At 65.3% G+C, this 20,808-nt stretch carries 20 protein-coding genes; 8 read left to right on the top strand and 12 right to left on the bottom strand.

Features of this window, described 5'->3' with window-relative positions; genetic code table 11:
* Positions 1-27 precede the first annotated feature (27 nt).
* Entirely contained in the window at positions 28-1,935 is a 1,908-nt protein-coding gene (locus ABIB42_RS11355; protein ID WP_429248372.1) for a RiPP maturation radical SAM C-methyltransferase, read from the top strand.
* Between the two features lie 92 nt (positions 1,936-2,027).
* Here ABIB42_RS11355 and ABIB42_RS11360 read toward each other — a convergent pair whose 3' ends face one another.
* On the bottom strand, positions 2,028-2,861 hold the full coding sequence (locus tag ABIB42_RS11360; protein WP_005662789.1) for a 3',5'-nucleoside bisphosphate phosphatase: 834 nt from the start codon (positions 2,859-2,861) through the stop codon (positions 2,028-2,030).
* Positions 2,862-2,924: 63 nt separating this feature from the next.
* Positions 2,925-3,785, bottom strand: a complete 861-nt coding sequence (locus ABIB42_RS11365) for a LysR substrate-binding domain-containing protein (RefSeq protein ID WP_040774817.1) — start codon at positions 3,783-3,785, stop codon at positions 2,925-2,927.
* A gap of 80 nt (positions 3,786-3,865) precedes the next feature.
* Between ABIB42_RS11365 and ABIB42_RS11370 the strand changes: the two genes are divergently transcribed.
* Positions 3,866-4,933, top strand: coding sequence for an NAD(P)H-dependent flavin oxidoreductase (locus ABIB42_RS11370; RefSeq protein ID WP_429248373.1), 1,068 nt, complete (start codon positions 3,866-3,868; stop codon positions 4,931-4,933).
* 251 nt (positions 4,934-5,184) lie between these two features.
* Here the strand turns inward: ABIB42_RS11370 and ABIB42_RS11375 are convergent, their stop codons facing one another.
* Together ABIB42_RS11375 and ABIB42_RS11380 are read right to left on the bottom strand one after the other, a co-directional pair.
* A complete protein-coding gene (locus tag ABIB42_RS11375; RefSeq protein ID WP_429248374.1) occupies positions 5,185-5,727 on the bottom strand; it encodes a FlgO family outer membrane protein in 543 nt (180 codons plus the stop codon).
* A gap of 7 nt (positions 5,728-5,734) precedes the next feature.
* A complete protein-coding gene (locus tag ABIB42_RS11380) occupies positions 5,735-6,430 on the bottom strand; it encodes a hypothetical protein (RefSeq protein ID WP_005662795.1) in 696 nt (231 codons plus the stop codon).
* 363 nt (positions 6,431-6,793) lie between these two features.
* On the opposite strand from ABIB42_RS11380, the gene ABIB42_RS11385 reads away from it, so the two are divergent.
* From ABIB42_RS11385 to ABIB42_RS11395, 3 genes are read left to right on the top strand one after another with little or no spacing between them, the layout of a single operon-like run.
* Entirely contained in the window at positions 6,794-8,083 is a 1,290-nt protein-coding gene (locus ABIB42_RS11385; RefSeq protein ID WP_429248375.1) for an efflux RND transporter periplasmic adaptor subunit, read from the top strand.
* Between the two features lie 44 nt (positions 8,084-8,127).
* Positions 8,128-8,838, top strand: coding sequence for an ABC transporter ATP-binding protein (locus ABIB42_RS11390; protein WP_429248376.1), 711 nt, complete (start codon positions 8,128-8,130; stop codon positions 8,836-8,838).
* The gene (locus tag ABIB42_RS11395; protein ID WP_429248377.1) at positions 8,835-11,267 is read left to right on the top strand and encodes an ABC transporter permease; all 2,433 of its coding nucleotides are present in this window, start codon (positions 8,835-8,837) and stop codon (positions 11,265-11,267) included. Before ABIB42_RS11390 ends, ABIB42_RS11395 begins: the two co-directional genes overlap by 4 nt.
* On the opposite strand, the gene ABIB42_RS11400 is transcribed toward ABIB42_RS11395, so the two are convergent.
* The gene (locus tag ABIB42_RS11400; protein ID WP_429248378.1) at positions 11,260-12,141 is read right to left on the bottom strand and encodes an alpha/beta fold hydrolase; all 882 of its coding nucleotides are present in this window, start codon (positions 12,139-12,141) and stop codon (positions 11,260-11,262) included. The two genes, ABIB42_RS11395 and ABIB42_RS11400, sit on opposite strands and share 8 nt — an antisense overlap.
* 140 nt (positions 12,142-12,281) lie before the next feature.
* Here ABIB42_RS11400 and ABIB42_RS11405 point away from each other — a divergent pair, with 140 nt between their 5' ends.
* Positions 12,282-12,806, top strand: a complete 525-nt coding sequence (locus tag ABIB42_RS11405) for a gamma carbonic anhydrase family protein (RefSeq protein ID WP_429248379.1) — start codon at positions 12,282-12,284, stop codon at positions 12,804-12,806.
* Between the two features lie 3 nt (positions 12,807-12,809).
* The gene (gene hslO, locus ABIB42_RS11410) at positions 12,810-13,778 is read left to right on the top strand and encodes an Hsp33 family molecular chaperone HslO (protein WP_005662809.1); all 969 of its coding nucleotides are present in this window, start codon (positions 12,810-12,812) and stop codon (positions 13,776-13,778) included.
* Between the two features lie 156 nt (positions 13,779-13,934).
* Here hslO and ABIB42_RS11415 read toward each other — a convergent pair whose 3' ends face one another.
* Positions 13,935-14,507 (bottom strand): nucleotidyl transferase AbiEii/AbiGii toxin family protein, encoded by a 573-nt coding sequence (locus ABIB42_RS11415; RefSeq protein ID WP_051205000.1) that lies wholly within the window; start codon positions 14,505-14,507, stop codon positions 13,935-13,937.
* Positions 14,500-15,039, bottom strand: a complete 540-nt coding sequence (gene abiEi / locus ABIB42_RS11420; RefSeq protein WP_005662812.1) for a type IV toxin-antitoxin system AbiEi family antitoxin — start codon at positions 15,037-15,039, stop codon at positions 14,500-14,502. The genes ABIB42_RS11415 and abiEi overlap by 8 nt, the downstream gene beginning before the upstream one ends.
* Before the next feature lie 311 nt (positions 15,040-15,350).
* Here abiEi and ABIB42_RS11425 point away from each other — a divergent pair, with 311 nt between their 5' ends.
* Positions 15,351-15,866, top strand: a complete 516-nt coding sequence (locus ABIB42_RS11425; RefSeq protein ID WP_005662814.1) for a Dps family protein — start codon at positions 15,351-15,353, stop codon at positions 15,864-15,866.
* 60 nt (positions 15,867-15,926) lie between these two features.
* Here ABIB42_RS11425 and ABIB42_RS11430 read toward each other — a convergent pair whose 3' ends face one another.
* The 5 genes from ABIB42_RS11430 to ABIB42_RS11450 form a co-directional block, all read right to left on the bottom strand.
* Entirely contained in the window at positions 15,927-16,211 is a 285-nt protein-coding gene (locus ABIB42_RS11430; RefSeq protein ID WP_005662816.1) for a hypothetical protein, read from the bottom strand.
* 9 nt (positions 16,212-16,220) lie between these two features.
* A complete protein-coding gene (gene ftsB, locus ABIB42_RS11435; protein WP_071361775.1) occupies positions 16,221-16,580 on the bottom strand; it encodes a cell division protein FtsB in 360 nt (119 codons plus the stop codon).
* A 73-nt stretch (positions 16,581-16,653) separates the two neighbouring features.
* Positions 16,654-17,940 (bottom strand): phosphopyruvate hydratase, encoded by a 1,287-nt coding sequence (gene eno / locus ABIB42_RS11440; RefSeq protein ID WP_005662820.1) that lies wholly within the window; start codon positions 17,938-17,940, stop codon positions 16,654-16,656.
* Between the two features lie 86 nt (positions 17,941-18,026).
* Positions 18,027-18,881 (bottom strand): 3-deoxy-8-phosphooctulonate synthase, encoded by an 855-nt coding sequence (kdsA, locus tag ABIB42_RS11445; protein WP_005662822.1) that lies wholly within the window; start codon positions 18,879-18,881, stop codon positions 18,027-18,029.
* Positions 18,878-20,566 (bottom strand): CTP synthase, encoded by a 1,689-nt coding sequence (locus ABIB42_RS11450; RefSeq protein WP_005662823.1) that lies wholly within the window; start codon positions 20,564-20,566, stop codon positions 18,878-18,880. The genes kdsA and ABIB42_RS11450 overlap by 4 nt, the downstream gene beginning before the upstream one ends.
* Positions 20,567-20,808: the final 242 nt, after the last annotated feature.

Consider the following 20,808-nt stretch of genomic DNA (forward strand, 5'->3'; position numbering starts at 1 on the left):
GGCATAGAGACATCGGCGCCGAAGGTCGTGCTGGCCAGCCTGCCGTGGGCTACCTACGCCGAGCCCTCCCTGGGCCTGGCGACATTGAAAGCGGAGCTGGACAGAGCGGGCATTGCCTGCCGGGTTCGCCACTTGAACCTGCGATTGCTGCGGTATGTCAGTGCGCAATCGTGTTCGATGCTGGCCACGTTCTGGGGCATCAATGAGTTCCTGTTCACGGGATTACTCGACGGCGAACTGGACGACGAGCAAGCCGCATGCCTTGCCGAGCGCTGCGCGGTGCATGCGGCGACGGTCCAGCAAGACCGCTACCGCTCGACCGAAGCGCTGCTGCATCTCTGTCTCCGGCTGCGCGACGACGTCATGCCCCAGTACCTGGCCGAGTGCGCCGACGACATCCTGGCCTTGCACCCCACGCTGGTGGGGTTCACCTGCATGTTCGACCAGACCATCGCCTCGGTTGCCCTGGCACGCTTGCTCAAGATGCGGCGCCCCGACCTGCCCGTGATCCTGGGTGGCTATGCGCTCGAAGGAATACCTGGCGATAACGTGCTTCGCAGCTTCCCATGGATCGATGCCGTGGCGCGCGGGGACGGCGAACCGCAAATCGCGCGCCTGGCCTGGGCTTCGGTGGGGAAGGATGACCTTGCCCGCATTCCCGGCATTCAGGTGCGCGCCGGGCCGGGAATCGTGCCCCCATCCGCCGCCAAAGGGCTGGCGGCTGAACTGAACCGCAATCCGCCGCCCGACTACACCGACTGGTTCGCCGACCTCGATGCCCTTCGGTCCGAAGAATCCATCACCGTCCACAGCAAGGTGTTGCCGGTGGAGGCGTCACGCGGTTGCTGGTGGGGCCAGCACAAGCACTGCGTCTTCTGCGGCATCGACGAGGACAGCCTGCGGTATCGCGCCAAATCGTCCGGGCAGGTGCTGGCCATGCTCGACGCCATGCGCCAACGTTATGGCGATCGCATTTATCGTTTCTCGGATTACATCCTTCCTCGCCAGTACTATCACGACATGCTCGATTGGCTGGCGCAGACCTCCCCCCGGCTGCGCCTGATGGGAGAAATCAAGGCCAACCAGAGCGACGAGCGCCTGGGCCGTTTCGCGGCAGCGGGCTTCGTCGAGCTTCAACCCGGCATCGAATCGTTCTCGTCCGAAGTGCTCAAGCTGATGGACAAGGGGGTGCGCGGCATTCACAACGTCCTGACCCTCAAATCCGGCTACCGGCACGGGATTCAGATCAATTACAACATCCTGTATGGTTTGCCCGGCGAGCAGGCGGCGTGGTATCGCGCCATGTTGCGTCAATTGCCCAAGCTTTATCACCTGACGCCGCCAGTCAGCCGCACCGAAACGATCGTCACCCGCTTCGCGCCCTTGCAAGCCGACCCGGCGCGCTTCGGCCTGTCGAGCAAGCCGCGCCATCATCGCTGCTATGACGTCATGTTTTCCCAAGCCTTCCAGGAAGAACACGACTTTCGGCTGGACGACTATGCCTATTATTTCGCCCGCGGCTTCGAATACCCGCAAGAACTCGGGACGCTCTATCGGATGCTGGTGGAGCAGGTCGACCACTGGAAGGCACAGCATCGCGACCGGGATGTCTATCTTTATTATGTCGATGATGGCGAAGCGCTGACCGTGCACGACAGCCGCTTCGGCGCCGAATGCACGCGGTGTTTCGACGGCCTCGAGCGGCGCCTGCTGCTGGCCTGCGATGACGCGACCCAGACACTGGATGCCATCACACTGGCATTGCCGGAATTCCACCGAGACACCATCGCGCCTGCCGCCCAGTTGCTGGCGGACGAGTATCGCCTGCTCTGGCGTGAAGGCGAACACTATCTGTCCCTGGCGGTGCCCGAAGAAGTCTGGCAGCGCCATATCGCGAGCAACTGGCCAAAGAGCTGGACTGCGAACTACTGTTAGCCGGCGCTACCGGTTCATGCCAGCGCCCGTGCCGCCGCACCAGGCGAAGATGCCTGTTTCATTTCCTGACGGTACGGTGCGTGCGGGGGCTTTCAGAACCAGTCGTGCCACACCGGCGTCACGCCAGACGGCAAAGGCGGCAGCTCGGCAAACTCGACCCGCGCCTCGCCCGGCGCATGGAAGTCCGTCCCGCGCGATGCCAAAAAGCCGTAGCGCCGCGCTACCTCGGCATAGGTCTGGTACTGGTCCGGCGTGTGGCTGCCGGTGACCACTTCGATGGTCTTGCCGCCCAGCTGGCGGAACTCGTCGAACAGCACGCCTTCGGCGGTGGCGCTGAATTTGTAACGCCCCGGATGCGCGATCACGGGAATGCCGCCGGCGCCGCGGATCCAGCCCATCGCCTCGCTCAGGGTGGCCCAGCGGTGCGGCACATAGCCGGGCCGGCCTTCGGTCAGGAAGCGGCGGAATACTTCGGAAGTGGTGTCGCACACGCCGATCTCGCACAGGAAGCGCGCGAAATGGGTGCGCGACATCAGGTCGGGATTGGCGACGTAGCGCAGCGCGCCCTCGTAGGCGCCGGGAATGCCGGCCTGCTCCAGCTGGGCCGCCATCTCGCGCGCGCGCTTTTCGCGGCCGTTGCGGGTCGCGGCCAGGCCGGCGACCAGGGCCGGATTGTCTTCGTCGACCTGCAGGCCGACCACGTGCACGGTCTCGTTGGCCCAGGTGACCGAGATCTCGACCCCGGCCACGAAGCGCATGCCCAGCTCCCCCGCCGCCTTGCGCGCGGCCTTGATGCCGCCGACCTCGTCGTGGTCAGTGAGCGCCCACACGTCGACCCCGCCCTTGCGCGCGTAAGCCGCCACGTCGGAGGGAGCGAGTACGCCGTCGGAGACGGTGGAATGGCAGTGGAGGTCGACTTTCAGCATGGGGAAAATGAGGTATCTGGAACGACACATTGTACGCGCATTTGCCCGCACTTCACCGGCGCCTCACGCCGCGCGCAGCCGCTCGGCGAACGCACGGAATGCCGGCGTCGCGAAGCCGTCGCGCCAGACCAGGCAGGTGTCGAGGCGCCCCAGCGGCAAGGCCTTGAGCGCGGCCGGCGCCCCGCTCAGCGCCAGCACGCTGGCCGGCAGCACCGTCACGCAGGCGCCGGCAGCCACGCAGGCGATCATCGCGTGATACGAGTTCATTTCCTGCACCCGCCAGGCGGTGGCGCCGGCGATGCCCAGCCGCTCTTCGGCGAGGCTGCGGTAGGTGCACCCCTGCGGGAAGGCGGCCAGCGAGCGCGCCCTCACCTGCCGGGCGTCGTCGACGTCCGCCTCGCCGGGCGGAAGCAGCAATGACAATTCCTCGGCCCACACCGGCATCGACCGCAAACCCATCTCGGCAAGGTCTGCGCCATCGTCCGGGAAAGCGGCGAAGGCGCAATCCAGCGCGCCGGCCCTCACCTGCTCGACGATCTGGCGCGAGGGGCCGGTGCGCAAGACCAGCTGCGTCGCCGGATGGTCGACGTGGAAGGCAGCGAGCACAGCCGGGAGGCGGCTGGCCGCCGTGCTTTCCATGCTGCCGATCCGCAGGACGCCGCCCGACGCGCCATCCGACACGACCTGGCGCGCCTCGTCTTCCAGCGCCAGCAGCCTCTCGGCATAGGCAAGAAACTGCTCGCCCGCCGTCGACAAGGAGATACGCTTACCCACGCGAACCAGCAGCTCGGCGCCGAGGTCTGCCTCCAGTTGCTGGATGCGTGTCGTCACGTTCGACGGCGCCCGCCCGAGCCGCGCGGCGGCCTGCGTCACACTGAGTTCCGCGGCCACGGCGCAAAAAATCCGTAAAGATTCAGTTTCCATATATCTTTTCTCAAAACAGAATGATACCATCACTTCATTCTCGATTTGAGAATACAAGTCAAGCGCGAAGGGAGCCAGCCATGCAGTCGTCCCACCCATTCTTCAGCCAGCTGTCCATCCAGTATCCGATCATCCAGGCGCCAATGGCAGGCACGTCGACGCCGCGGCTGGCGGCGGCGGTGTCGAATGCGGGCGCACTGGGTTCACTGGGAATCGGCGCGAGCACGGCTGCCCAGGCGCGCGCGATGATCGAGGAGACGCGGGCGCTGACCGGCAAGCCGATCAATGTCAATCTGTTCTGCCATGCGCCCGCCAGGCGCGATGCCGGCGTCGAAGCCGCCTGGCTGGCCCACCTGGCGCCATTGTTCGATGAAGCCGGCGCGGCCCTGCCAGCGTCGCTCGAGGAAATCTATCGCACTTTCAACGATGACGAAGAGAGTTTCCGGATGTTGCTCGCGCTGCGCCCGGAAGTGGTCAGCTTCCACTTCGGCCTGCCCTCGGGCGAGCGCCTGGCGGCGCTGCGCGCGGCCGGCATCCGCACCATGGCCACCGCGACCAACCTGATTGAGGCGCTGAACATCGAACGGGCGGGAGTGGACGCGATCGTGGCGCAAGGCATCGAAGCCGGCGGCCACCGCGGCATGTTCGATCCGGAGGCGACCGACGAACGGCTGAGCATGGCGGTGCTGGTGCGCCTGCTGGTCAAGCGGACAACGCTGCCGGTGATCGCGGCCGGCGGCATCATGGATGGCGCCGGCATCAGGGCGGCGCTGGACCTCGGCGCGGCCGGCGCGCAGCTCGGCACCGCCTTCATCCTGAGTCCGGAATCGGCGGCGAACGACGCCTACCGCGCCAAGCTGCAGAGCGAAGCCGCCGCCACCACCAGCTTGAGCGCGGCGATCTCGGGACGGCCGGCGCGCGGCATCGTCAATCGCTTGAGCGCCCACGGCGCGTCCGGCGTCCCGGCCGCCTACCCGGTCGCCTATGACGCAGCCAAGCAGCTGCACGCAGCGGCGGCAAAGGCGGGCAACCACGAATATGCGGCGCACTGGGCCGGACAAGGCGCGCCGCTCGCGCGGGCCATGCCGGCGGCGGAACTGGTGGAGACGCTGGTGCGCGAACTGCATGCCGCCGGCAACCCGGCCTGATGCGGACCAGCCTGCCCTCGCCCTGCATCTGATGGGCGAGTTGCAGCGCTATCGCGCGCAAGGCGGGCCGGTCGGCCCGGTGGCGCAGCGCTTCGTGTCCGCGATCGGGAGCACGGGCGCCGTCTACGGGATCGGGGCGGATGTGCTGGAGCGGATGGCTGCGCTGGCGCTGGCGCCAGAGCCGCTGGAAGAAGCCGCGCTGCGCTGGATGCGCAACCAGTTGCCGGAGATCGTACGACGGGTCGTCTTGTTTAGTCCGGCACCAGCATGGAACGGATCGTCCCCTGCTTCGCCAGCACGTAGTCATGTCCCGCCAGCACCAGATTCGTGGTCGGCTGGATCACCTTGACGTTGATGAAGATGGTGTCGCGCGTCTCGGCATACGAACCCACGACCACCGCCTGCGCATTGTGCGTGCCGGCCACTTCGCCCAGCTCGCGGGTGAGCATCAGCTCGCCCTGGTTGCGCTTCAGGTAGACGCTGTTGCGCAGCTTCATTTCCAGCACCGGCAAGCCGCCCTGGGCCAGGCGGGTGGCGATCTGCTCCGACACCACGCGGCCCAGCATCGAGCTGCGCTCGAGCGCGTCGATGTTGACGAGGGTGGCCATGATCAGGGGCTGGTCGCCGGCCAGCTTGCCGGCCAGCTGGGCCTGCAACGCGTCGGCCGCGCGATAGTTGGCGGCGACGAAATCGTTCGCGCTCACCGAGGTGTAGTTGGGCTGCTCGACCAGCGCGCAGCCGCCCAGCAGCAAGGCCAGGCCCAGCGCGGCCGCCGATAGTTTCAATATGCGCATAGTCGGCTCAATGGTCCTTGACCGCGAAGGTCTTCGATGCCGGCGCCGGTGGGGCCAGCTTCGCCGCCAGGGCGGCGTCGTACAGCGACACGTCTTCGTCGTTGGTGTAGTAGACCGAGGTATTGCGCGCGTAATAGCGCTGCTCGTCCGCCACCGAGACGGTCACGATCATTTCGGTCTTCGGCGTGTCGCCTGGCGCGAACTGGGCGGTGAACCAGCGATGCGCGTCGTAGCCGTAGATGCCGGCCGTGACGAGCCACTCGGGGCTGTGCTGGATGCTGGTCAGGACCCAGGCGCCGCTGGCCAGCGCGGTCGGCAGGCCGGCGTAGCGGTACTGCGGACGGTCGGCCGAGAAGGCGACCACTTGCGTGTCGAGTTCGATCTTGAGGGCGCCCGGCGCCGGATGCTTGACGACCACGAAGCCATCGTTGACCAGGGCCGTGATCAGATGCGTCTTCACGCCCTCGCCGAAGGTCGACGCTTGCAGCGGCTGCACGTACAGGGAGCGGCTCGGCGCCGTCTTCAGGGTCGGTCCCAGTTCGGTGGCCATATGGCGCGCGATCACGCCCCAATGGGCCGCGGCCTGTACCTTGAGCTGGTGGGTACTGGGAAAATTGCTGGCCACGGGGGCCGGGCTGTAGGGCATGGCGCAGCCTGCGAGCAGCAAGCCGGCAGCGAGTGCGCAGGCGCCTCGGTAAGCCATCGTGAATCCTGTCGGTCTGTGGTGCGACCGGACTGGCGCACGCTCGGGGGCGACTGTATCACAGCAGTTTCCCACCGGCAATTTATCCCTTGAGGATGAGGTGTGATTACAACGGCAAATAGCGCACAGTCCGTCCCTTCACCGGGAGCGTGCCGATAACAAGCGGCCTTTTGTTGGCTCCACAGTGTGGCATTCGACACGTTAGATATGTGGCATGCATCAATTCACTGTTGAAGAGTTTTTTATTTCTACAATAAAGTAGTATTTATTGCTAACCAAAGGAATTGCCGTGCTAAGCTAATAACACTCTTCAGGACAAGGGGAATCCAAGGTGCACCAGCCGGACAACGCAGCGGGCAGGATATGAACCAGCCGAACCCCGACCCTGTCCGTACCGGCCCGGCAACGGGGGCAGCCATGGATGCCCCCATCACGGCCAGGCGCCTCCCCTGGCGTGGACTCGCCGCCGCCGTGCTGGCCGGTGTCGCCATCGCTGGCTACTTTGCCTGGCCGCGCGGGCTGGAAGTGGCCCGCGCCGACGTGCACATCGCCACCGCCGAGCTCGGCGCGTTTCGCGACGAGCTGGTGGTGCGGGCCCAAGCGGTATCGCTGACCTCGGTGATGCTCGACTCGACCGAATCGGGCCGGGTCGAGGAAGTGATCGCGCGCGACGGCCTCGTCGTGACCAAAGGCGAACTGCTGTTTCGCCTGTCGAACCCGCAGCGCCACCTCGACTTGCTGGCCCGCCAATCCGAGCACGCCCAGCAGATTTCCAACCTCGCAAGCATGCGGGTCGCGCTCGAAACGAGCCGCGCCGACCACCAGCGCCGCATCTCCGAACTCAGTTATGAAACGGCGCAGGCGGGCAAGCACCACCAGCGCGCCGCCGAACTGGCTGCCAAAGGCTTCCTGTCGCCGGCCCAGGCCGAAGAAGCGTCCGACCGCCTGGCCCAGCAGCGCCACCTGCTGGCCGAGGCCAACAGCGCGGCGCGCACCGACCTGGCCATCAAGCAGGATGTGGTGCGCCAGATGCAAAAGGCGATCGCGGGCCTGGAAACCGGTCTGGCCCTGGTCGGCAACACGGTCAATGCGCTCGCCGTGCGTGCCCCGGTGGCCGGCCGCCTGACCGACTTCCGCCTGCAGGTGGGCGAAACCGTGCGGCCCGACCAGCGCATCGGCCGCATCGACGACCCGGCGCGCTTCAAGCTCACGGCCCAGGTCGACGAGTTCTACCTGACGCGCGTGGCCATCGGCCACCGCGGCAGCGTCGAAGTCGACGGGCGCAACTATCTGGTCGAAGTCAGCCGCATATTCCCGCAGATCAAGGATGGCCGCTTCGTCGTGGAGCTGGTCTTTGCCAAGGCGCAGCCCGGTTCGCTGCGCCCAGGCCAGAGCGCCGATACCCGCATCACCCTCGGCGCGGCCAGCAAGGGCCTGCTGTTGCCCAATAGCGCCTTCGTCAACGACAGCGGCGGCGCCTATGCCTATGTGGTGGCGGGCGATGGCCGCAGCGCCGTGCGGCGACCGATCCGGGTCGGCCGACGCAGCAATAGCCAGATCGAACTGCTCGACGGTATCGCTGCCGGCGAGCGGGTCATCGTGTCGAGTGTCGCCGCGTTCGGCAAGGCCGAACGCCTGCGACTGGTCGACTAGTCTTGCCCCACGCGGCCCGTCCGCATCGTCCAACAGGAGAACACATGCTCAAGCTTGTCAACCTCAGCAAGTCATTCATCGGCGGCGAGGTCAGAACGACCGCCCTGGACCATATTTCGCTCGACATCCAGGCCGGCGAATACGTGGCCATCACCGGCCCGTCCGGGTGCGGAAAATCGACCTTGCTGTCGGTGCTGGGCCTGTTCGAAACCTGTGACAGCGGCCAGTACTGGTTCGATGGCCGGGACGTCGCGGGCCACAGCGAGATGGCGCTCAACACCTTGCGACGCGGGCGCATCGGCTTCATCTTCCAGGACTTCAACCTGCTCGAAGAACTGATGGTGGCGGAGAACGTCGAGCTGGCGCTGACTTACACCGAGGTGTCGAAGCAGGAGCGGCGCGAGCGCGTGGCGGCGATCCTGGAAAAACTCGGCGTCAGCCATCGGGCCCGGCACCGCCCATCCCAGCTCTCGGGTGGCCAGCAGCAGCGCGTGGCCATCGCGCGTGCGCTGGTGGCGCGCCCCGCCCTGCTGCTGGCCGACGAACCCACCGGCAACCTCGATACCGGGCACGGCGATGAAGTGATGCGCCTGCTACGCCAGATCAACGAGGAAGGCACTACCGTGGTCATGGTCACCCACTCGCTCGAGCACGCGGCCCAGGCCGGACGCATCGTGCGCCTGCTCGACGGCCGGATCGAAGCCGCCTCCGCTGCCGCTTCCGATGATGCCGTCCTGGCGGAGGTGGCGCCATGAGACTGGATGATTTCCGGATCGGGCTGCGCCACCTGGTGCGCGAGCCGGGCTACAGCGCCATTGCCATCCTGGGCCTTTCCGTCGGCTTCGCGGCCTGCCTGCTGCTGCTCGGCTTTGTCCAGTACTCCTGGCGCTACGACGCCCACGTGCCGCAGGTGGAACAGGTGTACGTCGTCAAGCAGCGCTTCAACGTCGACCCGGTGGCGCCCTGGTTCGACCAGGCCCCGCTGCTGCTGCGCACGATCGCACGCGAGACCCCGGGGGTGGACGACGCTACCGCATTCTTCCGCCCGGACCCGCCGACCGTCAAAGTGGGCGCCACCCTGCACAAGATGCCGAGCCTGCTGGTGCTGCCCCATTTCGCCCAGGTGCTGGGACTGCGCGCGCTCGAGGGCGACCTGGACGCGGCCCTGACCCGGCCCGAAGGCCTGGCGCTGACGGCATCGACCGCCCGGCGCCTGTTCGGCGCCGCGCGTGCGCTCGACCGGACCGTCCAGGTCGGCGACAAGGTGCTGCGCGTGGCGGCGATCGTGCCCGACCCGCCGGCCAATACCACCATTCCCTTCGAGGCCCTGTACGGCGTGGGCTCCGTCTTGAACGACCCGGGCATGCGCACCGAGCTCCAGACCGGCGAGCATGGCGCCTGGGGCCGCCTCCTGCTCCGCATCGAAAACCCGGATGCGGTGCCGCAAGTGGCGGCGGCGCTCCAGCGCGCGCTCGACACCGCGCCCGCGGTCCAGGGCGTGCCGCCGGACGTGCGCGCGCGCCTGGGCGAACGCAAGGTGATGGACCTGGCGCTATCACCGCTGCGCGAAGCGTATTTCGACCGTGACGTGGCGCGCAATCCCGTCTCGCCGCCCGGCGATCGGGGCGACCGCGCCACGGTGACCGGACTGGCCGTGGTGGCGCTGCTGATCCTGGTCATCGGCGCCATCAATTACGTGAACCTCGCCACGGTGCGCGTCCTGCGGCGCCAGCGCGAAATCGGCATGCGCAAGGTGCTGGGCGCGAGCGTGCGCCGGATCGTGCTGCAATTCATGGCCGAGTCGCTGCTGGTGTCGCTGCTGGCGACCTTGCTGGGCCTGCTGCTGGCCTGGTTCGCCCTGCCCCTGTTCGCCGAACTGGTCAACCGCAAGCTGGATGGGCTGTTCGCGCCCGCCAACGTGGCGGCGGCGCTCCTGATCGGCATCATGCTGGGCGTGGTCGCTGGCCTGCAGCCAACCTGGACGGCGCTGCGTGTGCGCCCCGCCCAGGCCCTGGCCGGACGCGCCAATACCGAGTCGCGCGCCGGTACGCACCTGGCAAAGGCGCTGACCGTGCTGCAGATCGCCACCGCCGTCGGCCTGGCCAGCCTGGCCATGGGCATCGCGCTGCAAACCCGCTTCGCGATCAATGCCTCGCCCGGCTTCGACGCGTCACCGCTGCTGATCGTGGACTTGCCCGAGCGCGGCAAGAAGAACGAGGCCGTGCGCGGCTTCATGACGGCGCTCGGCCAGCAGCCCGGCGTGCACGGCATGGTGCTGTCCGAGCACGTGGTCGGACGCTCCGGCAACGGCCTGATCCAGGACATCAAGCGCGACGGCGGCGCCAGCGTCTCGGCAGAAACGAAGATGGTCGACACCAATTTCTTCGAGGTGTATGACCTGAAACCGGTGGCAGGCCGCCTGTTCGATCCGCGCCTGGACCAGGAAAACGCGGTCGGGCCGGTCGTGATCAATGCCATCGCCGCGCGCCAGCTCGGCTTCGCCACTCCCCAGGCCGCAGTGGGCCAGACCTTGCTACACCCGGGGGACGACGGCAAGATGATTCCTTATCGCGTGCTCGGCATCGCCCCCGAACTGCGCTTCCGCTCGCTGCACGACGAGCCGCGCGCCACGCTGTATGTGCTCAATACCGACTGGGCCGCCGTGCTCAGCGTGCGCAGCACCGCGTCGATGCCCGACGCCGAGCGCGCCGTGGCGGCGCTATGGAACCGTTACTTCCCGCATGCCATCATGCACACCGAGCGTGCGGCCGACGTACTGGCCGCCAATTATGCCGACGACCGCCGCCTGGCCCGGCTGCTGGCGCTGGCCACCCTGATCGCGCTGGCGATCACGGCCTTCGGCATGGTCGCGCTGTCGGCCTCGATCGTGCAGCGGCGCGCGCGCGAAATCGTGCTGCGCAAGCTCTACGGCGCCGGCCGCGCCCAGATCGCCATGCTGCTTGGACGCGAACTGGGCAGCCTGGTCGGGGTGGCCGCCGTGCTCGGCCTGCCACTGGCCTTCCTCGCGCTCGGCCATTACCGGGCCGGCTTCGTCGAGCATGCGCCGCGCATGTATTCGATGCCCTGGCTGGCGCTGGCCGGGGTGGCGCTGGTGACCTTGCTGGCCACGCTGCGCCACACCTGGAGTGCGCTGACGATGCGGCCAGGCAAGGTGCTCAGGTGACGGCCAGGAATTCCTCGACCATGCTTGCCAGCAGTTCCGGCTGGTCATGATGCAGCATATGGCCAGCCTGCGGCACCATGCGCGGCGTCACGTCCTTCAGGTAGGCCATCCTGCGGTCGACCTCGGCGCGCGCCTGCTCCTTGGCGCCCATCCAGCGCCACATATCGGTGTCCTCGGCCTCGACCCACAGCACCGGCGCCGTGATCGCGCTCCAGCAAGCCATGATCTCGTCGACGTGGTACAGCAGCGGCGAACTCATTTTATGCGCCGGATCGCCCAGGATCTTCCACAGGCCGTCGCGGTCCTGCTCGGCCCAGTGGGCGGCCAGGAAGGTGGCGCGCTCGGGCGCCAGGCGCGGATTGGTCTTGCGCAGGCGCGCCGCCACTTCCTCCAGGCTGGCATAGCCGCGCATCTCGGGAGGATCGCGCAACTCGTCCAGCCACTTGGCCACGCGGCCCGGATACTGCTTCGGGTGCGTGGTCGGCAGGCCGAAGCCCTCCAGGTTGACCAGCTTCGCGATGCGCTGCGGCCGCACGCCGGCATAGATGCCGGCGATATTGCCGCCCATGCTGTGGCCGAGCAGGTTCACCGCCTCGTCCGGGGCGTAGTGGTCGAGCAGGACGTCGAGGTCGGCCACGTAGTCCGGGAACCAGTAGGTATCGAAGCCCGAACGCGCGCTCTGGCCGAAGCCGCGCCAGTCGGGCGCGATCACGTGCCAGTCGCCTTGCAGGCAGTCGACCATGAACTGGAACGAGGCCGACACGTCCATCCAGCCGTGCAGCATGAACAGCTTGGGCGCGCCGGGCGTGCCCCAGTGGCGTACGTGCATGCGCAGGCCGCGAACGGTCAGGAATTCAGAACGGGAGGGTTTCATGCTGTTCCTAAATTAGTACGGTCGTTCGGATGATTATACGGGCCGGCAGTTGAATTCGCGCGCCGCGGCCCCATCTGCCGGACTTCGGGACAGGACGGTGGCGGTAGAATAGCGGCATTTCCACCTCCGCGAGCACATCCATGGCGATTTACCAGCTGGGCGAGCATGCGCCCGAGATCGATCCGTCGGCCTTTGTCGCCGACACGGCCACCCTGGTGGGCAAGGTCACGCTTGCCGCGAATGCGTCGGTGTGGTTTGGCACCACGCTGCGCGGCGACAACGAGCGCATCACGATCGGCGAGAACAGCAATGTTCAGGAAGGCGCCGTGATGCACACCGATCCGGGCTACCCGCTCGACATCGGCAGGAACGTGACGATCGGCCACCAGGCCATGTTGCACGGCTGCACGGTAGGCGACGGATCGCTGATCGGGATCCAGGCCGTGGTGCTCAACGGCGCGCGGATCGGCAAGGGTTGCCTGGTCGGCGCCGGCGCCCTGGTCACGGAAGGCAAGGAATTTCCCGACCACTCGCTGATCCTGGGTTCGCCCGCGAAGGTGGTGCGGACACTGACACAAGAAGACCTGCTGCGCCTGGAAGGCACCGCCGCGAGCTATGTGGCGCGCGGCCAGCTGTTCAAGGCGCAGCTCAAGAAAATCGGATAAAGAATGACGACTACGGATACTGGCACCACCAACAGGGACACCCTGCAAAAATTCATCTTCGACAATGCGGCCGTGCGCGGCGAGCTGGTCGAGATTTCGGACACCTGGCGCGAGATCCAGGCCCGTCATGCTTACCCGAAGGCGGTGCGTTCGGTGCTGGGCGAGATGGTGGCGGCCGGCGCCCTGCTGTCGGCCAACCTCAAGTTCAACGGCGCGATCGTGATGCAGATCCATGGCGACGGTCCGGTGCGCCTGCTGGTGGTCGAGTGCGACGCCGACCTGCGCATGCGCGCCACGGCCAAGCTGGCGCCCGACGTCGAGATCGCCGACGACGCCACCCTGGGCCAGCTGTTCAATGTGAACGGCAAGGGCCGCTTCGTGATCACGCTCGACCCGGCCGACAAGGTCCCGGGCCAGCAGCCCTACCAGGGCGTGGTGCCGCTCGACGGCGACGACATGGCGACCGTGATCGAGAACTACATGCTGCGTTCGGAACAGATGGACACGCGCCTGTGGCTGGCGGCCGACGACCAGGTCGCGCGCGGCCTGCTGCTGCAAAAGCTGCCGCGCCACAGCGGCAAGGAAGACCAGACCAAGCAGGCCACCGAGGCCGAAGACCTGGAAACCTGGAACCGCGCCGCCATGCTGGGCCAGACCGTCAAGCGCGAAGAGCTGCTGTCGACCGACATCTCGACCCTGCTGCACCGCCTGTTCTGGGAAGAGACCATCCGCGTGTTCGACCCGCTGCACCCGCAATTCCACTGCAGCTGCAACCGTGAAAAGGTCGGCAACATGCTCAAGATGCTGGGCCAGGAAGAAGTCGAATCGGCGCTGGCCGAGCTGGGCGAACTGGGCATCAACTGCGATTTCTGCGGTAAGCACTACGCCTTCGACAAGGTCGATTGCGCCCAGCTGTTCGCCAGCGACAGCCCGGTGCAGACCATGATGCCGCCGAGCGGCAGCACGCACTGAGATCGCTTGCGCCGGGAACGCCGGCGCACCGGTCCGGTCAGCGCACCGCGGCGCCCTCGCTCGACGATGTCGACAGCGATCAGTCCACGCCGTGGTGCCGCCGAACATTACGTCGGTTCAAGGGGGCGCATGGCAAATGCATCGAGCTGCGACGCGCTATCGGCTACATCCTGAAACCGTGGGCGAGCGCACCCTGCTCTCCGTGAAGGTGGGCCGCCATGGCGCCAAGCACCTGGCCGATCGTATTCTTGAGATAGACCGAAAACCTGGCGTCGCCCAGCGTCCGTGCACGTTCGCGATCTCCAGCTTGATACGCTGGCGTGGAAGGTCACGCCGCTCGGGAGACGTCTCGACACTGACCTGCCATTTGTCGACACGAACGTTCTCGTAGTCTGGCAGAGCAGCCATTTCCTTGGGTTCCTTAACCTCGACCAAGAGTCCATATCTTCCGCCCAGATGCTTTTCGATACAGGCTTTGATTGCCTGCATTTTTTGCGACGTGAAGTCGCGGCCTCCCGCGAAGTCGAGATCTTCGCTGAACCGGTTCGATCCGCGGCAGAGCCGCAAGGATGTCCCGCCCTGGAAGACCAGGTCATTGAGCAAACCGGCCCGGTCGAGCGAATAAAAGATATCGTAGTGGAGAATCTCTTTCTCGACGACGGGACGCATGGCCGTGCGGCCTGGCTGCTGCATTGCCAGGTCGACCAGATCATTGAAGTTTTCAGGCATCGGAAAGCTCTCTTGCGTCGATCATATTGGTGTTTCGCCCGGAGCGCATGAGGTCGGCAACAGCCGCCCGCCTCGTAGCGATACGCAGCGGGCGCCCTTTCATCGACGTCGTGCGTTTGACGAGTTCCGCTGGCGGGCGCTTGGTATGCGTGAATTCGATGACGCCGTACGGGGTCTCATATACGCCGTTTGCACCTGTCGTCATGAGGGTGATCCGGCTCACGGGAACTTGAGAGATAACACCGTACTCGGACAGCATCGACTCCCTGCTCACATACGAAAAATGACCGCGCCTCAAGACAGACGCGATGTCCTCGATGACCCGCCCCTTCATGGATCTGGCCATGGGATTGATATAGACGCCCTTCGCGACCCGCTCGAGGATTCCATCGGATACCAGTCGTTGCAAGGACTTTTCAAGGGCCTTTTCTTTTTCGCTCGGAAATGCCTTGGCAAGGTCGCTCTTGGAAAAGACGTACACGCCCCGCTGGTCCAGCACAGAAAGTGTCTTGATGGCGTCAATCTTGTTCATCGCTCGATTTTCCTGCCAACGGATCGTAGTGGAGGCAGCCAGGTTGCCAAATAAGTAGGTAGCCAAGAAGCCAGCCAAGCAAGTAGCGGGCAGCGTTAGGTATCATAATACCCTAATAAATATTAGGGTAGCAGACGACTTATCATGGTCCCTCTCCTTGTATCCGACTAGTGATGGTTTGCTGGAGCAGGCTTACTCCGCCTGATGTCCTACGACTTTTTCGCCGAAGTGGTAAGCTGATGCATCTTTGACACTGTTGCATTTTCGAACAGCGACACCATCTAGACATCACTGACTTACGGAGGAAGCACATGAACATCGATATTGGCATCAGCACCGAAGACCGCGCAAAAATCGTCGACTCGCTGTCGCACGTCCTGGCCGACAGCTACATGCTGTACCTGAAGACCCACAACTTCCACTGGAACGTGACCGGCCCGATGTTCCAGACCCTGCACGTGATGTTCCAGGAACAGTACACCGAGCTGTGGAACGCGCTGGACGACATCGCCGAGCGCATCCGCGCCCTGGGCCACTTCGCACCGGGCACCTACAAGCGCTACGCCGAGCTGTCGACCATCAAGGAAGAAGCGGACGTGCCGGGCGCGCAAGAAATGATCCGCCAGCTGGTCGCGGGCCAGGAAGCGGTGGCGCGCACCGCGCGTGCGGCCTTCCGCATCGCCGATGCCGCCGACGACCAGCCGACCGCCGGCATGCTGGCCAATCGCATGGAAGTGCACGAGAAGAATGCGTGGATGCTGCGCGCCTTCCTGGAGCAGGGCGCGGGCCATACCCAGGGTGAAGCGTCGTCGGATTCGAAGAACTGATGATGTGAGGTTGCGGTCCGCAGGGGCCGCAACCAGCGTTGAACCGGACGTGCAAGCGGCTCAATCGCCGCTGCGCCCACCACTCATATGCAAGTCGACCACCTTCATGATCTCGAGCGTGAGATCGAGGTCGAACTCGCCCGACGCCAAGGCAGCGCCCAGCTGCTCGCGCGGCACGCCGACCGCGGCGGCCAGCGCGCCCAATCCCGGCGCCTGCGACACCGCCTTCAACGCCGCGCCGACGACGGCGCCGTCGCCATCTTCGAAGGCATCTGCCAGGCAATCCGCGATCGCATCGAGCGAATCGAGGCCGGCGGAATCAAACGGGGAATGCTGTTCACTCATGGGGATTGACTAGTTGGTCGGGGTCGCGCCATGCTTGGCGCCATCCTTTGCCGGTGGCGGCGGAGGCGGCACGGTCATCGACTCGACCGGCTGCTCGTTCTTGCGCAGCACCTGCACGAAGATCTCGCCCTGCTTGATCATGCCCAGGTCGTAGCGCGCGCGCTCTTCCACCGCCCCCAGGCCCTCGCGCAGGTCTTCGACCTCCGAGGCCAGCTTGGCGTTGCGCGCGGTGAGCTGTTCGGTCTTGAGCCGCGTGGCATCGACCTGGCCCCGCATGTCGGCCACGGACAGCCAGCCCCCCTTGCCGAGCCAGAGTGGGTACTGGATCAGCACGAGCAGGACAGCGAGGGCGATCGTGATCAGGCGCATGGCGGCAAAAAGGATGCGATCTGGCCGGAGAACAGGAAGCGCAAGCGCCCTCCCCGCCCGCCGGCCAGGTGGATTACTTCAGGTTGTAGAACGCGTCGCGGCCAGGATAGCTGGCGATGTCGCCCAGGTCTTCCTCGATGCGCAGCAGCTGGTTGTACTTGGCCATGCGGTCCGAACGCGACAGCGAGCCGGTCTTGATCTGCAGGGCGTTGGTGCCAACCGCGATGTCGGCGATGGTCGAGTCTTCGGTTTCGCCCGAACGGTGCGAGATCACGGCGGTATAGCCGGCGCGCTTGGCCATCTCGATGGCGGCGAAGGTCTCGGTCAGGGTGCCGATCTGATTGATCTTGATGAGGATCGAGTTGGCGATGCCCTTCTGGATGCCCTCTTTCAGGATCTTGGTGTTGGTAACGAACAGGTCGTCGCCCACCAGCTGCACTTTCTTGCCCAGCGCCGCGGTCAGCGTTGCCCAGCCTTCCCAGTCGCCTTCGGCCATCGCGTCCTCGATCGAGATGATCGGGTACTTGTCGCACCAGGTCGCCAGCATATTGGTGAAGTCGGCTGCCGACAGCGCCAGGCCGCCTTCGCCTTCCAGCACGTACTTGCCGTCCTTGAAGAATTCGCTGGCGGCGCAGTCCAGGCCCAGGGCGATGTCCTGGCCGGCCACGTAGCCGGCCTGCTCGATCGCCTGCATGATCAGCTTGATGGCTTCTTCATGGTTCGCGACCGACGGAGCGAAGCCGCCTTCGTCGCCGACGGCAGTGTTCAGGCCCTTCGAGTGCAGGATCTTTTTCAGGGTGTGGAACACCTCGGCGCCGTAGCGGATCGCTTCCTTGAACGAAGGAGCGCCGACCGGGATGATCATGAATTCCTGGATGTCCAGGTTGTTGTCGGCGTGCGCGCCGCCGTTGATGACGTTCATCATCGGCACCGGCATCTGCATCGCGCCCGAACCGCCGAAGTAGCGGTACAGCGGCAGGCCGGCTTCTTCGGCGGCGGCCTTGGCGACGGCCATCGACACGGCCAGCATGGCGTTGGCGCCCAGGCGGCTCTTGTTTTCGGTGCCGTCGAGATCGATCAGGGTGCGGTCCAGGAAGGCTTGCTCATTGGCGTCCAGGCCCATGATCGCTTCGGAGATCTCGGTGTTGATATTCTCGCAGGCCTGCAGCACGCCCTTGCCGAAGTAACGCTTCGGATCGCCGTCACGCAGTTCGATCGCTTCGCGCGAACCGGTCGAGGCGCCCGACGGCACCGCGGCGCGGCCCATCACGCCCGATTCCAGCAGCACGTCGCATTCGACGGTCGGGTTACCGCGCGAATCAATGACTTCGCGGCCGATAATATCAACGATAGCACTCATGTTTCTCAGTCTCCAGAAAGGGTAGAAATGGGTGACGGGCGCGCGCGTGCAGTCTGCTGGACCTGCGCGGCGCGCCGAAGTTGCGATTACTTGAACTTGGTTTCCATGAAACCGGTCTTCTTGACGATGCGGTCGATCTCGACGAGCGTGGTCAGGAGTTCCTTCATATGCCCCAGCGGCACGGCGTTCGGGCCATCCGACATCGCATTGGCCGGATCAGGGTGCGTCTCCATGAACAGGCCGGCGATGCCCGCCGCCACGGCGGCGCGCGACAGGACCGGGACGTGCTCGCGCTGGCCGCCGGACGAAGTGCCCTGGCCGCCCGGCAGCTGCACCGAATGGGTCGCATCGAACACCACCGGGCAGTTCGATTCGCGCATGATGGCCAGACCGCGCATGTCCGACACCAGATTGTTGTAGCCGAACGAGGCGCCGCGTTCGCAGGCCATGAAGTTATCTTCCGGCAGGCCGGCTTCGCGGGCGGCGGCACGCGCCTTGTCGATCACGTTCTTCATGTCGCCAGGGGCCAGGAACTGGCCCTTCTTGATGTTGACCGGCTTGCCCGAACGCGCGCAGGCGTTGATGAAGTCGGTCTGGCGGCACAGGAAGGCCGGGGTCTGCAGCACGTCGACGACGCTCGCCACTTCGGGGATCATCTCTTCGTCGTGCACGTCGGTCAGGACCGGCACGCCGATTTCGCGGCGCACATCGGCCAGGATCTCCAGGCCCTTTTCGCGGCCAGGGCCGCGGAACGACTTGCCCGACGAGCGATTGGCCTTGTCGAACGACGATTTATAGATGAACGGGATGCCCAGCGCCGAGGTGATCTCTTTCAGCGTGCCGGCGGTGTCCATCGCCATCTGGCGCGATTCGATCACGCAGGTGCCGGCGATCAGGAAGATCGGGTGCTCGAGGCCGACGTCGAATCCAGCGAGTTTCATGCTGCATCTCCTTGCAGTGCGGGCGCCGCATTGGCCGCGCCTGCCGCGGTATTGGTGTTGGAAGCCTGGTGCGCCAGCGCCGCCCGGATGAACGAGGTGAACAGCGGATGGCCATTGCGCGGCGTCGACTTGAACTCGGGGTGGAACTGCACGCCCATGTACCACGGGTGCACGTCACGCGGGAGTTCCATGATCTCGCACAGGTCTTCGTTCGGGGTGCGCGCCGACACGGTCAGGCCGGCCGCTTCGACCTTCGGCAGGTAATAGTTGTTGCCTTCGTAGCGGTGGCGGTGACGCTCGGTCACGACGTTGCCGTAGATCTCGGCCGCCAGCGTGCCCGGATTGACGGCGCAGGTCTGGGCGCCCAGGCGCATGGTGCCGCCCAGGTCCGAACTCACGTCGCGCTTCTCGACCTTGCCGTCGTGGTTCTGCCACTCGGTGATCAGGGCCACGACCGGCTGGTCGGTTTCCGGATCGAACTCGGTCGAGTTCGCGTTCGGCAGGCCGGCCATATTGCGGGCGTACTCGATCAGCGCGACCTGCATGCCCAGGCAGATGCCGAGGTAAGGGATCTTGTTTTCGCGGGCGTAGCGCGCGGCCATGATCTTGCCTTCCACGCCGCGCTTGCCGAAGCCGCCCGGCACCAGGATGGCGTCGTACTTGGCCAGGTGCTCGCAGCCGCGGGTTTCGATCTCTTCCGAATCGAGGTACTCGATATTGACCCGGCTCTCGGTGTGGATGCCGGCGTGGCGCAGCGCCTCGGTCAGCGACTTATAGGATTCGATCAGGTCGACGTACTTGCCGACCATGCCGATGGTGATCTCGTGCTTCGGATTTTCCAGCGTGTGAATCAGCTTGGTCCACATCGACAGGTCGGCCTTCGGCGCTTCGAGGCCCAGGGCTTCGAGGATGATGTCGTCCAGGCCCTGGTCGCACAGCACTTGCGGCACCTTGTAGATGGTGTCCACGTCCCACACCGAGATCACGGCCTGCTCTTCGACGTTGGCGAACAGCGAGATCTTGGCGCGTTCGTCGTCCGGGATGCGGCGGTCGGCGCGGCACAGCAGCGCGTTCGGCGAGATGCCGATCTCGCGCAGCTTCTGCACGCTGTGCTGGGTCGGCTTGGTCTTGAGTTCGCCGGCCGATGCGATGTACGGCACCAGGGTCAGGTGCACGAAAGCGGCGCCCTTGCGGCCCGAGCGCAGCGACAGCTGGCGCGCGGCTTCCAGGAACGGCAGCGATTCGATGTCGCCCACGGTGCCGCCGATCTCGACCAGCGCGACGTCGACGCCTTCGGCGCCGCGGCGGATGTAATCCTGGATCTCGTTGGTGATGTGCGGGATGACCTGCACGGTCTTGCCGAGGTATTCGCCGCGACGCTCCTTGCGGATCACCGATTCATAGATCTGGCCGGTGGTGAAGTTGTTCACCTTCTTCATGCGCGTGCTGATGAAGCGCTCGTAGTGGCCGAGGTCGAGGTCGGTCTCGGCGCCATCATCGGTGACGAACACTTCGCCGTGCTGGGTCGGGCTCATGGTGCCCGGGTCGACGTTGATGTAGGGATCGAGCTTGAGCAGGGTGACTTTGAGGCCGCGGCTCTCGAGGATCGCGGCGAGGGAGGCGGCCGCGATCCCTTTGCCCAGGGAAGACACGACGCCGCCAGTGACGAATACGAATTTGGTCATTGTGCTGATGGTGCCGAATGGCACGCGCGGGAAATAGAAATTATACCTTAATCCTGCAAATACTTCTTCATATCAAGACGGCAAGTTCCCAAAAAACAGTGTCGTGGACCGTTCACAAAACCACTATTCCGAGTGCATTTTCGTTTCAGTTGGGCAATAATTGTAACCGGTCGGACGAGACAATATTTTACCGACAACATTTGTACAGACAGTTCTGGTGTCATAAGACAAACGCCGCACGG

This window comes from Massilia sp. UYP32 (genome assembly GCF_050434365.1).
Classification (GTDB): Bacteria; Pseudomonadota; Gammaproteobacteria; order Burkholderiales; family Burkholderiaceae_D; genus Telluria; species Telluria timonae.

Bases quoted from the DNA above. Each gene is read 5' to 3' on its own strand.
- ABIB42_RS11400 (WP_429248378.1), bottom strand. From the start codon at position 12,141: ATGAAACCCTCCCGTTCTGAATTCCTGACCGTTCGCGGCCTGCGCATG.
- hslO (WP_005662809.1), top strand. From the start codon at position 12,810: ATGACGACTACGGATACTGGCACCACCAACAGGGACACCCTGCAAAAA.
- ABIB42_RS11390 (WP_429248376.1), top strand. From the start codon at position 8,128: ATGCTCAAGCTTGTCAACCTCAGCAAGTCATTCATCGGCGGCGAGGTC.
- ABIB42_RS11365 (WP_040774817.1), bottom strand. From the start codon at position 3,785: ATGGAAACTGAATCTTTACGGATTTTTTGCGCCGTGGCCGCGGAACTC.
- kdsA (WP_005662822.1), bottom strand. From the start codon at position 18,881: ATGAAACTCGCTGGATTCGACGTCGGCCTCGAGCACCCGATCTTCCTG.
- ABIB42_RS11380 (WP_005662795.1), bottom strand. From the start codon at position 6,430: ATGGCTTACCGAGGCGCCTGCGCACTCGCTGCCGGCTTGCTGCTCGCA.
- ABIB42_RS11415 (WP_051205000.1), bottom strand. From the start codon at position 14,507: ATGCCTGAAAACTTCAATGATCTGGTCGACCTGGCAATGCAGCAGCCA.
- ABIB42_RS11375 (WP_429248374.1), bottom strand. From the start codon at position 5,727: ATGCGCATATTGAAACTATCGGCGGCCGCGCTGGGCCTGGCCTTGCTG.
- abiEi (WP_005662812.1), bottom strand. From the start codon at position 15,039: ATGAACAAGATTGACGCCATCAAGACACTTTCTGTGCTGGACCAGCGG.
- ftsB (WP_071361775.1), bottom strand. From the start codon at position 16,580: ATGCGCCTGATCACGATCGCCCTCGCTGTCCTGCTCGTGCTGATCCAG.
- ABIB42_RS11370 (WP_429248373.1), top strand. From the start codon at position 3,866: ATGCAGTCGTCCCACCCATTCTTCAGCCAGCTGTCCATCCAGTATCCG.
- ABIB42_RS11450 (WP_005662823.1), bottom strand. From the start codon at position 20,566: ATGACCAAATTCGTATTCGTCACTGGCGGCGTCGTGTCTTCCCTGGGC.
- ABIB42_RS11395 (WP_429248377.1), top strand. From the start codon at position 8,835: ATGAGACTGGATGATTTCCGGATCGGGCTGCGCCACCTGGTGCGCGAG.
- ABIB42_RS11405 (WP_429248379.1), top strand. From the start codon at position 12,282: ATGGCGATTTACCAGCTGGGCGAGCATGCGCCCGAGATCGATCCGTCG.
- ABIB42_RS11385 (WP_429248375.1), top strand. From the start codon at position 6,794: ATGAACCAGCCGAACCCCGACCCTGTCCGTACCGGCCCGGCAACGGGG.
- ABIB42_RS11360 (WP_005662789.1), bottom strand. From the start codon at position 2,861: ATGCTGAAAGTCGACCTCCACTGCCATTCCACCGTCTCCGACGGCGTA.
- eno (WP_005662820.1), bottom strand. From the start codon at position 17,940: ATGAGTGCTATCGTTGATATTATCGGCCGCGAAGTCATTGATTCGCGC.
- ABIB42_RS11425 (WP_005662814.1), top strand. From the start codon at position 15,351: ATGAACATCGATATTGGCATCAGCACCGAAGACCGCGCAAAAATCGTC.
- ABIB42_RS11430 (WP_005662816.1), bottom strand. From the start codon at position 16,211: ATGAGTGAACAGCATTCCCCGTTTGATTCCGCCGGCCTCGATTCGCTC.